Source organism: Dialister sp. UBA1703 (genome assembly GCA_002320515.1).
GTDB lineage: Bacteria > Bacillota > Negativicutes > Veillonellales > Dialisteraceae > Dialister.
Map to the genome: position 1 here is coordinate 4,200 of DCJJ01000004.1, position 11,701 is coordinate 15,900.

The window sequence follows — 11,701 nt, forward strand, 5'->3', positions numbered from 1 at the left end:
AAGCAGTGCATAAAAATTCTTATAAAAGCAGACTCTATGAATTAATCAGTGCTTCCTTAGCATCCATTCCCATCCATTTTCCTGAATTGACTCACTCAAGAGACCCCCAATTTTTATTCATATTCTTTTTTCTGCCTCCGTATACTTCAACTGTGCTCCCCATTCTTCGTCACCAAGAATAGCGATTTCCATGTAAATTTTCCCCTATGCAGCCGCTATCAGCGCACGAATAGAAAATGTGAAAATGCGGCCAGACAAATACATGCCTGCAATTTCACCCCACACCTTTCCGCGAGAAAAGTAACTTTGGCGACTTCACGCCTTGCCTGGTCTTGGAAAAGATTTCAATCCACGCTTCCCGCGGGGGGAAACGACGTCCCTCCTCTCCCCTGCATAAAATAGACAGTGACTACCATAATAGATGCAGGGGAGCAAGGACTAAAGTGCTGCATGCGCCATTGCAGGCAGCTTTAAAGGTATTTATTTCCCCGTAATCTAAATCTCTGTAATCATGGTTTTATCAATTTTTTAAAATTCAATATGTTCAAATATTTCCCGGTTAGCCTGTGGAAGCGGTTTCCCTGATTTTATAGCTGACCGCAATCTCTTCGCAGCCTCTTGGATTTCTTTTACGTCGCTAGTTAAAGGATTCATCAAAATAACCGTATCAAGAGAATCCTCTCCAAATTTCTGAATGTACTCGTCTTGGACCATCTCGAATGCATCTCTTGCTTCGTTTTCTTCTTTACTCATGAAATGAATCTCCATCTCTCCGCCCTCCTTACGCCATAACTATTAATATTATAATTAGGTGCATATACTCTTCGTCATCTGTGATTTCAATCCACGCTTCCCGCGAGGGAAGCGACGAGGTTAAAAATGAATCTCAAGAAACTGCTTGAAATTTCAATCCACGCTTCCCGCGAGGGAAGCGACTGACATGCTGGCCTGGTAACTATTGGCCAGCGTGATTTCAATCCACGCTTCCCGCGAGGGAAGCGACAACCAGAGCTTTCCAGTTTTGCAAAGTCTTGCAATTTCAATCCACGCTTCCCGCGAGGGAAGCGACACGGTGGTGGTAATCATGCCCTCAACCGTTGTGTATTTCAATCCACGCTTCCCGCGGGGGAAGCGACTCATCTCTCGGGGTAGCCGTGGTGACTGCCCAGGATTTCAATCCACGCTTCCCGCGGGGGAAGCGACCCATTTTCTGTGATAACGATTTCACAGTAATGGATATTTCAATCCACGCTTCCCGCGGGGGAAGCGACAAAGGCATGTCCGAAAAGATTCAGGAAAATGCGGATTTCAATCCACGCTTCCCGCGGGGGAAGCGACATGCCACGGACGTGGCATGTGGTTGACAATAACCCCATTTCAATCCACGCTTCCCGCGGGGGAAGCGACATGATAGCAACAAGATTCACAATCAGATGGAGGTATTTCAATCCACGCTTCCCGCGGGGGAAGCGACCGTACCAAAAGGAAGCCATTGCGGCCGTCGAAAAGATTTCAATCCACGCTTCCCGCGGGGGAAGCGACTTGCTTTTTTCCTATCTTCTGCCCAAATATCGATATTTCAATCCACGCTTCCCGCGGGGGAAGCGACCTGGTGGAAGGCATAAAAGCTTACTGCCGAATGAAGAAATTTCAATCCACGCTTCCCGCGGGGGAAGCGACAATCTCCATGTGGCGCTTTCCAATGGCATCGTCGTGATTTCAATCCACGCTTCCCGCGGGGGAAGCGACGCAAGGCGAAGCCCGCCACTAACATTCCTATTTATATTTCAATCCACGCTTCCCGCGGGGGAAGCGACGGCACTGGACCCTTATCTGGAGCAGATTGCCAAGATTTCAATCCACGCTTCCCGCGGGGGAAGCGACATCGCAAGGAAGAACAGCTTTACAACCAGCGCCAGATTTCAATCCACGCTTCCCGCGGGGGAAGCGACGCATGGGCTCTGGGCGGCGAGAAGTTCCGCCCGACATTTCAATCCACGCTTCCCGCGGGGGAAGCGACAGTACGGTCAAGCTGTCCCCTGATGACCGCACAAGCCGGCATGGTTTCCGCGAACCGGGATTTCTGGGGTTCCGGCATCGGCAAATTTCATGCCTTTTTCTTTTGGGCGCTTGGGGTTCGCGCTTATAAAATCATGGTGTCATTGGGATCGTATCCTTTCTTAGCTCCAATATGAATAATTTTGTTTTGATAGTGGTTTCCCAGGTTGTAGAAGCGGAGGCTGTCCGCTTTTTCATCAATCAGTTCTTTGAGCCTGGCTCTGAGAGCCACTGCCTGGGCTTCATCCACACTGCATTCAAAGACGGAGTTCTGTACCCTCTGGCCGTGGGCCGTGCAGCATTTAGCTACCTGTCGGAGTCTTTTCCGTCCTGCGGCGGTGGTAGTATTCACGTCATAGGTTACAAGGAGGAGCATGGTATCACTTCCAGAAGAATGGCGGATAGCCGTCCAAATCATGCCGGATGTATCGAGCCAGCAGAAGGGCCTGCACGTAGGGAATAAGGCCCCAGGCCATTTTTTCCTGCAGGAATGGGTGGGTAATGGTATCTCTTTTCCTTTCCTGCCACTGGTTCAGAAGGATTTTTCTTCCCTCTCCATTGAGCCAGACGGCTCCGTCTCCTTTGATTTCAAAGTTTTTGGAGGAAAGGATACGGTTGTTCACCAGGGTAAGAGCAAAGCGGTCGGCATAGACGCTGCGAAGTTCTTCCATCAGATCCAGGGCCAGGGAGTCTCTGCCGGGGCGGTCCCGGTGGAGAAAGCCGGCATAGGGATCCAGGCCCGCTGCCTCCAGGGCGGAGGCGCAGTCATGGGCCAGGATGGTATAGGTAAAGGACAGGATGGCATTCATGCGGTCCAGTGGCGGTCTTTTGTTTCTTCCCCGGAAATAGAAATGTTTCTTGTCCTGAAGAATCAGGCTGTCCAGAAGGGAGAAGTAGCTCTGGGCTCCATTGCCTTCGATGCCCCGCAGTTCGTCCAACCCGGAGGCCTGGGCGGCGCAGGCGGCTGCATTCTGCAGTTCTTTGATGTGACTGCGAAATAAATCCTTATCCACACTTAACGGATGATCTCTGAGGGCTCTCATAAGCACTGACCGGGCGTTGAGAATTTTCCCTGTAATCATAGCCCTGGCGATGATAAGGCTTTTTTCTTCGTCATCAGATATCCTGTATTGTTCTTTACGCAGGAAGATATTACCTTCCGCCACGCCGCAGGCCCTTGCCAGAAACCGGCCATTGGGCGTGAGAAAGCAGAAGCCAATGCCCCGTTTGACACATTCGCCGAGAAGCGCAGGGCTGGCGCCCTTATGGCTGAAGTCAAGGATATTTTCCAGATTGATGAGCGGTATCTGCGCTGCCTTTTCCTTCCCCTTCCAGGCTTCAATGTTTCCGTTTTCCAGGGAAAGATAGAGGTCATCGGATGTGACAAAGAGGGTGTTCAGCAGTTTTCTCATAGGTTTTCTCCGTCCTTCAGCGCCTGTTCCAGATAGTCCCGGGCTGACCTGTTTCTGCACAGTTTGGGAATGCACAGGTCTTTCATTGAGCAGGACTGACACTTCTTCGATGTCTTGACTTTGGGCGTATATCCCCGGCGGAAATAGTCATGCATTTCCGCCGCAGCCTTTGTTACTCTGTCCCGGAGTGCAGGGGTGAGCTCCACTTTCCTCCTCCGCCGTATTTCATTATAGAAGATATAGCCGAAGGGAATGGAGCAGCCCATCATTTCTTCCAGGCACATTGCTTCCAGGCAAAGCTGGCACATATCGGAGTCATCATTCTTGTCTTTCCCCCGTTTGTACTCCACCGGTACCACATCCCAGAGGCCCCGGTGTCCCTGTATGACGGCACCGTTTTCAGAGGAAAGAAATTCCACCACATCGCATTGGCCTGTCATGCCGAGCCGGGAGGAGGATACCCGGAGCCCTCTGGTGACAAGAATCCCCGGCCGCTTTTCCACAAAGCTGTCTTTGTGGGCATTCCGGTGCATCACTTCCCCTTCTGCGGTAAGCCTGTTTTCCGCCCACTGCTGTTCCACATGGATAAGTGCCCACTGGCGGCGGCAGAAGACGAAGTGCTGGATGCCGGAAATCATGAGGTAATCTTCTTCCCGATAGCTCATATCATGCGCTGGCAGGTCACACCCTGGGGCAGGTTATCCGTATCTACGGTTACTTCATAATCATCATAGGATCTTGGCACCCGGCCGGCGTCTTTCTTCTGCACATGGATTCTTTCGAAAAGTTTGTAGGATGGCGCATTTCCCAGTTCACTGTCATGCCTGAACACGATAAGCTCACGGACTGCCATATTTCCTCTGGCTGCGGAGTGATCATTTTCAAACATATTGATAATGGCTTTCCAGAGAAGCGCCAGGTCTTCGTCGGAGAAGCCGGTGGTCTTTCTGGCCAGATTGGCTGATACGTAACCCTCTGCCTGGTACAGGGCGTAGGGAACGATGAACTTGCGGCCCATTTCCGTAGCCTTGTTCTGGGCATCTTTTGTTGTCGTAATGGCTACGCGGGTAATGGTGACCTCCTGCGGCGCGATGGGATCCATGCTTCTGGCAAAACCAATCTGCACCGGTCCCCGCACCTGTCCGCAGTTCAGGGCTCCCTTCACAAAGGTCGTCATAACTGCGCCGAAGGTGCGGATGTCATAGAAATTGGAGCACATGAAATTCCGGATTTTCACATCTGCTTCGGGGTCTTTTTTCTTGACATCCTTAATGTCGCTGATACCGATGTAGTCCAGCGCTTCCTTATCGCTCTGTTCCAGGGGCACGTTTTCCTTGATGTAAATGCGGTATCCCGCCTCTCCTTCTTTGGCGGCTTCCACGTAGTTGCGGATTTTCCTCTTCAGGCATACATCGGTAACAAGGCCCAATCCTGTTTCCGGGTCCGCCCGGGGAAGATTGCCTGCATCGGGGTCGCCGTTGGGATTCCCATTGGTCACATCAAAGAGAATAACGAAATCGTACCGGTTGTGAATTGCTTCTGCCATCTTATTTTTCCTCCTTTTTTCCTGCATATCTTGCCTGGGTTTCCTGGTAGTAGCCAAGGACGAAAGCGCCCTGTTCGTCCAATGTCAGCCGATGGGGCAGCGGGGTTCCTGTATCGGGCATGGCGATTTTATCCATGAGCATGCCCAGTTTTTTCTTGAAATAGGCCGCTTTGGGCTGGTCCAGTTTTCCCAGATGGGCATTGGTCAGTTTCCAGAGCAACGGAAATACCGCTGCAGGCGTAGCGCAGGCAGAGTTAAAATACCTGTCCTTGATGGTACTGTTGATGCCGTGATTGGCGCTCAGCTGGATATTTTCCAGCACGGAGAAGAGCCGTCCCAGTACATAGGAAATGTCATTACAATTTTCATTCACTGCCATTTGGATTTTTCCCTCCCACTTCATTCCACAATTTTTTAAAAGATAAGCTTTAATAAATGATGCCTTTATATAATCTATTTTTTTCTCTTTGTTTTTTCCACCACCTGATGATTTTTCATGGCACAAAAATACCCTCCTCATAATATTTTTATAAACTGCCTCTGGATAATATCCATTTATTAAAATCGCATTTGTAAGCTTCCCTGCCCAAAACGTTGAAGGAGCTGATTCCTTACGACAGTCAGGATTATCCATCGCCTTTAAAATCCAATATAGAGGGATTCTCTCTTTTTCCAAAGACGAATGAACAATTTTCATTCTTTCTTCATGAGCCGCTAAATTCTTCAAAATATCGCCGAAGGTATTTCGCAGGAAGAAGCGGACGGAGATACGGGCTGCATTAGGCGCCAGCCCCAGAATATAGAAAGGTTCGTCGGGACTCACGGAAATGCCGCCGATGTCTGAGGACCGCCCCTCTTTCATATGGGCCAATACATCGTCCAGTTCCTCATCTGTCAGTCCGCCTTCATCACCCATCATGCCAAGGAATCCATCCTGGTACGCCTCTTCCCCATGCTCCGACCAGTACACCACCGTGGTGTCCCCCATCACTTTGGCATGGGTTCTGTCAGCCAGGAGAAAATTCAGGGCCGCCCCATAGGCATTGGCCGCTTCTTCACTGACCGGCGCGTTTTGTCCCTGCTCTCCATCATAACCGTAGGAGCAGAAGGCAGGCGCATTGAAGGAAACCAGATTGGCCCCGCTGCTCTGTGCACCGAGGACACCCTTGATTTTAGGATGGAGCGTGGCAATGGGCATGTCCTTTTTTCCGGTAATGAGGCACTGTCCTTTGATGGTGTCCTCTTCTCCGCTGCCGGAACGGTAGTACCGTTCCCAGGCATCGCGGATTTCCGGGATGTCTGAAACGTCCTTATTTCCCACATGGAAAAGGAAATTGGAACCGCCCAGAATATCCTCCAGATTGGTTTGAACCAGAGGATTGTCTCTGGCTCCGGCTGCATCCCAGTGGTCAAAATAGGAAAGGATGGCTCTAGCCTCTGCTGAATGGCACCCGTCAAGAATCTGATGATGAAGGGCTCTTGCCGCCTCAAAGCACTCCTTCGTCCTCTCCGGCTTTCCTTTATTGTCTACCCCCAGAAGATAACTGGAATTGTCACAGAGGAAATTGGCCTTTACGCCGGAAGCCCGAATGACTGGAAGCGGCACCATCATATCCGATGGGATTTCTTTCTCCTTTTTCCCCCGGAGTACTTTCTTCCGGGCTGAAACGATACCGATAAGACCGCCTTCCTCATCAAGAACCAGGCGGTGGCTGACTTTGGCGATTCCCCAGCCTTCCCTGGCCACCTTCCCCTGCCGGCTTAATTCGTCATATAAATGTACCAGCGATTGAAGTATCATCTGTGCACCTCGCAGTTCCGGAGATCCATAACACCCTTCTCCAGCCTGGCATGGAAGAATTCAGGAATAATATGCTGCCGGTCAGAGAAATCCATATCGTAGAGCATATATCCCAGGTCCCTGGTTTCCGGGTAAGGCACCACAGGCTCATCATCCTCCACCAGCCGGAATCCCGCCGGAAATTCCCGGCATCCCAGATAGGGCTGGTGATAACACTGCCCCTTTCGGGCCCGACGGCAGAGCATCTCCCTGAACTTGCCCGGATTGTCGCTGGCATTGGCTCTGTCTGTCATTTCAAAGTGAACATGGATGCAGTATTTCACATCTTTTAAAACTTCTGCCGCCCGCTGCTGGATATCCGCCTTCGTACAGAGATATGTTTCCTTATGGGCCTTGGCCGCACTAGCAGCAGAGGAGGCCAGGATTTTTGACTTCACCTCGTTCCGCCGGATATTCGTGTAACGAATCGGACTGAGCAGGTCAATCTCATCAATTACATATTTCAAGCCGGGATGCCAGAAAATGGCCTCCACCAGTCCCCGGGCCGCCGATGGAGTCATCACGTCATAAGAAACTCGCTCTACCTTCATCTCCGGCCTGGTGAAGCAGGCATAGGGTCCCCAGCATTCAATCTTCACACCATAAGCCATAGTATCCTCCTTTCAAAGAAAACCTTTTGGTATTATTATATCTTTTAAACGGATATATATCTGCTATTACAGATAACAGGAAATTTATACCCCTTAAAAGAAAAATTTTAGAAGCCTTCACAATGGCCGTTTTTTTTACCACATAATTCCTACGCCTTCCTTTTCCTCTGCCTTCAGTCCGATTTTATCATCATAGGCTCCTGAATCTGTGAGATAAGCCAGCTGGGAATCCCCTTCAAACCAGGCAATAGCCCCCTGGTTCATCAGAAGGGTAAAGGGAGAGGGACTATGGCTGTCTTTGTAATAATTGACATTTACAATATACTGCCCCGCTTCTCTCATAAGATCTCTGGTACGGATTCCCTGCTGCAGCTGGCGCAGGATTTCCCTGGCCCGGTCATCCAGAGGGATAAATACAGACCGGGTGTTGTCCCGGATCAGCTTGAACTTCATTCCGATATCCCGAAAAGCCAGTTTCTTCGTGTCACCCATAATGTCCATTCTGTCCATATTTCCTTCATTATTCTTATACCAGTTCTCATAATAGGACCGGATAGATGCAGGCTCCGCCATATGACCGGCTCCGCAGCGTGCCAGAGTGAGTTCCGTCACCTGCTTTTCTTTTTTCATAAAGCGGCTTTTGGTTTCCTTCTCTGTACGGAAAATATAAACTATACTGTCGGCCGACTGCCGCTTTCCTTCCCGGTTGCACCGCCCCGCCCCCTGGATCAGGCTGTCAAGGCCCGTATATTCCAGATAGGCCACAGGGAAATCCACATCCACACCCACGGAAATGATGCTGGTCGACACGACACGGCAGGGAAGGTTCCCGGCCAGCCGCCTCTTGATTTCAGCGATCACCCTTTTCCTGTGCACCGGGCACAGATTGGTGGACAGGTAGAAACTGTCATTTCCTTCCAGGCAGCGGTATATTTCCAAAGCCTCTTTTTTAGTGGACGCAATGCACAGGGCCTGTGGCGTCTTCTGCATGGCACCGGCAATCTCTTCATAGGTTCTGTCTCCGTCAAACCGGTAGGACACCCGGTTAAAGAACTGATACATATCCGGTATATTCTCCATGATTTCTTCAGGCTTCATGGACAGATACTGCGAAAGCTCCGGCTGGGTGGCGCTGCAGAGAACCGCACTGACGCCGTACCGTCTCACCAGCTCTTCCAGTGCCTTCAGGCAGGGGGTCAGAAAATCCAGAGGCATCATCTGAGCCTCATCAAAAACGATGACACTGTCTGCTATATTGTGCAGTTTGCGGCATTTGGATGTCCGGTTTCCATAAAGAGATTCCCAGAACTGCTCATTGGTAGTGACTATGACGGGAGCATCCCAGTTTTCCGCCGCCAGCTTCATCCGCCCTGCCATGGACTCTTCCATATCGTCATAGTCCACATTGCTGTGGCTCTCCAGCACATCAGCCTTTCCCAAAAAATCCTTAAATATTTCCGCCGTCTGTTCAATGATGGACACATAGGGAATGACATAAATAATCCGTCTCTTGTGATACTTCACAGCCTGCTTCATGGCAAAAGCCATGGATGAAATCGTCTTCCCGCCGCCGGTGGGAACGGTCAATGTATAAAGCCCCGGAGCCTCTTCTCCCTTCTCCATGCAGCGGGAAAGGATTTCATACCGTTTCTCATTGAGCCGGTTCTTCGGCCTTGTATACCCCCGGCTGTCCAGCTCCCTGAAAAACCGTTCCGCCAGCTCCGGAACAGGCCGGAACCTTCCTCTTTCCTTCGCCTCATGGGACATGAAAGATTCCGTATCCAGGAAATCAGCGTCCACCAGACAGGAAAACAGCATTCGCACCAGCATCATCCCATCTGCCGGATTCCTCATCACTTTCTGAAAAGCGGCCGCAGACACCGCCGGCAGGAGAGAACCACGGGCTGCGATTTCCTCATACTCCGGTATTTCCCTCTTCATGCGGCCCCACAAGGTGGACTCCTCGCAGGTATTCATCCGCGTCCCGCCGTCAGGAAGCCCTGCATGATGACCGGCAATACAGAAAGCCCCTGCCAGGGCTGCCGGCCCCAGCTCCTTCTGATGATCCCACAGAAACCGGGCTCCCGCCGTGGAATGATCGCCGCCCCGTTTCTTCTTCCCTCTTATATATGCCTGAAACGAAGAACTGTACTTTCCCAAATCATGATTCTTCCCCAAAAGTACGCCTGCATCCTTCATGCCGAAAGGCTCTGCAAACAGCCCCGCCAGCCTTGCCGTCTCCGCCAGATGATCTTCCAGCCGCTGAATACGTTCTTCATCCAAATGCCCGATAAATTCGTCCATGCTGTCCCCCTGATGTCCATAAACAACCTGTGATTTACTCCAATGCATTGGCATATGGTTTATCTATTTCTTATTATACTCTTTACTATGACAGCCCTTGTCACCGACAAACGCAATATAAAAAAATAATCAAAATCTAATCATTCTGTACAAACAAAATCGCTTCCCTATTCCTTCGCCACAACAAAAACTTCCCGAAGCCCCACAGATTACTCAAGCCTTACCTCATAAAGGCCTATCTGCCGTACTTCAGGAAGTTTTATCCCTCCTCATATAATTTCAATCCACGCTTCCCGCAAGGGAAGCGACTTTGAAATACCTTTCTCTACACCCGCCGCAGCAATTTCAATCCACGCTTCCCGCAAGGGAAGCGACGGTTTCCACGTCCGAAATCTTCTGACTGTACTCGATTTCAATCCACGCTTCCCGCAAGGGAAGCGACTAGGGGAGTGCTCATTCACATCGTTAATTGGCGTTTTCAATCCACGCTTCCCGCAAGGGAAGCGACCGCAGGGTCAAGCTGTCCCCTGATGGCCGCACGAATCAGCATGGTTTCCGCGAACCGGGATTTTGAGAGTTCCTGTACAAGCGGATTTCATGCTTTTCTCCTTTGGGCACTTGGGGCTCGCGCTTACCGTATGATGGCGTTATGTTTTCATACCCCATCATTTTTCTCTATTATACTATTTCCCAAAGCAGTCCGCTTTCTCTTCCTGTGGAAGCCCAGAGACAGGCCACAGGCCGGCGGCTTTCATCTGCTTTTCCACTTCCTTTTCCGGTATGGAGAAGTCACGGCCGAAGAGTTCGTGGGTTACGTAGAGAGGCTCCACGGTGTCTATGATTTCCCTGGCCGCGTCGTCGGCGAAGGGGCGGTGCTGGTCTATGGCGGTGATGTGGCGGCTGATGATGTCCGGCGTCACAGGGGTGGGAATGGTGTCGGAGAGGCTTTTCCGGTAGGCGCCGGAGAGGGAGCAGCTGAGGTGGATGCCCTGGATGAGGGATTTCAGGGAGCCCAGGCGGCTTACCACGTCACATACATAGCGGACGCCCTGGGTTTCGATTTCCAGATCGGGACAGGTGTTCATGAGATGGCCCGTATCCAGCATGATGCCTACGTTGTTCCCAGGGAGGAGGCGGAAGAAATAGTCCACTTCCTCCGGCTCCAGGGTATAGAGGCCGGGCCAGAAGATGTTTTCAAAGAGCACTTTCACCGTTGGCGGGATCTCAGAGGCCAGGGCGCTGTACACTTCTGCCGCCGCTTTCAGCACGTCCCTGTCGGTGTAACGGAAGCGGCGTGTCCATATTTCGTCCAGGGAGCAGTGGGCCACGTGCCACACCAGGTACTCCGGCTGTTCCGCCAGGGCGGCGCGGATGTTCCTGCGGATTTTCTCTATCCAGTCTTCCACCGTCACTCCGCCGAAGGTGTTTATGAGGGATTTTCTTGTGGGGAAATCTTTTTCGTAGAAATTTTTCTTTCCCAGATAGAAATCCATCCAGTCCGGCCAGTAAGCCAGATGGCAGCCCAGGGTAAGGCCCGCCGCCGGATGAGGGGCGGGCTCGGTGCCGTAAACCAGGTTCTCAATGCCGTCCAGATGGAGTTTCTTTATGATTTTTTCCATGTCCCCCGCCCGCTCGCCGGGCATGATGTAATGACTGACTGCCTGTTTCAAGGTATCCCTCCTTTGTAATGCTTTTCTATACTATAGCACATGGGAGGAGAGACGGAAGGTTCGCCCTTTGGGCGAACGGGGGCGCGGCTGACGCCGCAGGTTGTATAGAAAGGTTGTGTAGAAGGGTTGTGAGGAAAAGGTTCATGGACACGCCTGTGGCGCGAGGGTGCAAAGGGTTCCCTCCCCCTCACTTATTGTCCCACCGCTTGCGGGGTAGCAGAATGGGCCTCTCTATCTTTAAGGAAGCACTGATTAATTCA

The 11,701-nt window shown here is 51.2% G+C and carries 9 protein-coding genes and 1 CRISPR repeat array; all 9 genes read right to left on the minus strand.

Annotation, left to right across the window (positions count from 1 at the left end; translation table 11 throughout):
- Nucleotides 1-528 precede the first annotated feature (528 nt).
- The gene (locus tag B2Y11_RS00100) at nt 529-753 is read right to left on the minus strand and encodes a hypothetical protein (RefSeq protein ID WP_291054462.1); all 225 of its coding nucleotides are present in this window, start codon (nt 751-753) and stop codon (nt 529-531) included.
- An 83-nt stretch (nt 754-836) separates the two neighbouring features.
- Nucleotides 837-2,020: a CRISPR direct-repeat array (repeat unit 33 nt; unit sequence ATTTCAATCCACGCTTCCCGCGGGGGAAGCGAC).
- 123 nt (nt 2,021-2,143) lie between these two features.
- Nucleotides 2,144-2,434, minus strand: coding sequence for a CRISPR-associated endonuclease Cas2 (gene cas2, locus B2Y11_RS00105; RefSeq protein ID WP_291054465.1), 291 nt, complete (start codon nt 2,432-2,434; stop codon nt 2,144-2,146).
- Nucleotides 2,435-2,438: 4 nt separating this feature from the next.
- Nucleotides 2,439-3,470 carry a type I-C CRISPR-associated endonuclease Cas1c gene (gene cas1c, locus B2Y11_RS00110; protein WP_291054468.1) on the minus strand — a complete coding sequence of 344 codons (1,032 nt, stop codon included), beginning with the start codon at nt 3,468-3,470 and terminating at the stop codon, nt 2,439-2,441.
- Nucleotides 3,467-4,135: a CRISPR-associated protein Cas4 gene (gene cas4 / locus B2Y11_RS00115; protein ID WP_291054471.1), complete on the minus strand. Its 669-nt coding sequence runs from the start codon at nt 4,133-4,135 to the stop codon at nt 3,467-3,469. Before cas4 ends, cas1c begins: the two co-directional genes overlap by 4 nt.
- Nucleotides 4,132-5,016 carry a type I-C CRISPR-associated protein Cas7/Csd2 gene (gene cas7c, locus B2Y11_RS00120; protein ID WP_291054474.1) on the minus strand — a complete coding sequence of 295 codons (885 nt, stop codon included), beginning with the start codon at nt 5,014-5,016 and terminating at the stop codon, nt 4,132-4,134. The genes cas4 and cas7c overlap by 4 nt, the downstream gene beginning before the upstream one ends.
- 1 nt (nt 5,017) lies before the next feature.
- Entirely contained in the window at nt 5,018-6,817 is a 1,800-nt protein-coding gene (cas8c, locus tag B2Y11_RS00125; RefSeq protein WP_291054477.1) for a type I-C CRISPR-associated protein Cas8c/Csd1, read from the minus strand.
- Nucleotides 6,814-7,467, minus strand: a complete 654-nt coding sequence (gene cas5c, locus B2Y11_RS00130; protein WP_291054480.1) for a type I-C CRISPR-associated protein Cas5c — start codon at nt 7,465-7,467, stop codon at nt 6,814-6,816. Before cas5c ends, cas8c begins: the two co-directional genes overlap by 4 nt.
- Nucleotides 7,468-7,602: 135 nt before the next feature.
- Nucleotides 7,603-9,771, minus strand: coding sequence for a CRISPR-associated helicase Cas3' (cas3, locus tag B2Y11_RS00135; RefSeq protein ID WP_291054482.1), 2,169 nt, complete (start codon nt 9,769-9,771; stop codon nt 7,603-7,605).
- Nucleotides 9,772-10,454: 683 nt separating this feature from the next.
- Nucleotides 10,455-11,441, minus strand: coding sequence for a TIM barrel protein (locus tag B2Y11_RS00140; RefSeq protein WP_291054485.1), 987 nt, complete (start codon nt 11,439-11,441; stop codon nt 10,455-10,457).
- Nucleotides 11,442-11,701: the final 260 nt, after the last annotated feature.

What these genes read in the sequence shown, in the direction of transcription:
- cas8c (WP_291054477.1), bottom strand. Translation starts at nt 6,817, where the DNA reads ATGATACTTCAATCGCTGGTACATTTATATGACGAATTAAGCCGGCAG.
- B2Y11_RS00100 (WP_291054462.1), bottom strand. Translation starts at nt 753, where the DNA reads ATGAGTAAAGAAGAAAACGAAGCAAGAGATGCATTCGAGATGGTCCAA.
- cas7c (WP_291054474.1), bottom strand. Translation starts at nt 5,016, where the DNA reads ATGGCAGAAGCAATTCACAACCGGTACGATTTCGTTATTCTCTTTGAT.
- cas2 (WP_291054465.1), bottom strand. Translation starts at nt 2,434, where the DNA reads ATGCTCCTCCTTGTAACCTATGACGTGAATACTACCACCGCCGCAGGA.
- cas3 (WP_291054482.1), bottom strand. Translation starts at nt 9,771, where the DNA reads ATGGACGAATTTATCGGGCATTTGGATGAAGAACGTATTCAGCGGCTG.
- cas1c (WP_291054468.1), bottom strand. Translation starts at nt 3,470, where the DNA reads ATGAGAAAACTGCTGAACACCCTCTTTGTCACATCCGATGACCTCTAT.
- cas4 (WP_291054471.1), bottom strand. Translation starts at nt 4,135, where the DNA reads ATGAGCTATCGGGAAGAAGATTACCTCATGATTTCCGGCATCCAGCAC.
- cas5c (WP_291054480.1), bottom strand. Translation starts at nt 7,467, where the DNA reads ATGGCTTATGGTGTGAAGATTGAATGCTGGGGACCCTATGCCTGCTTC.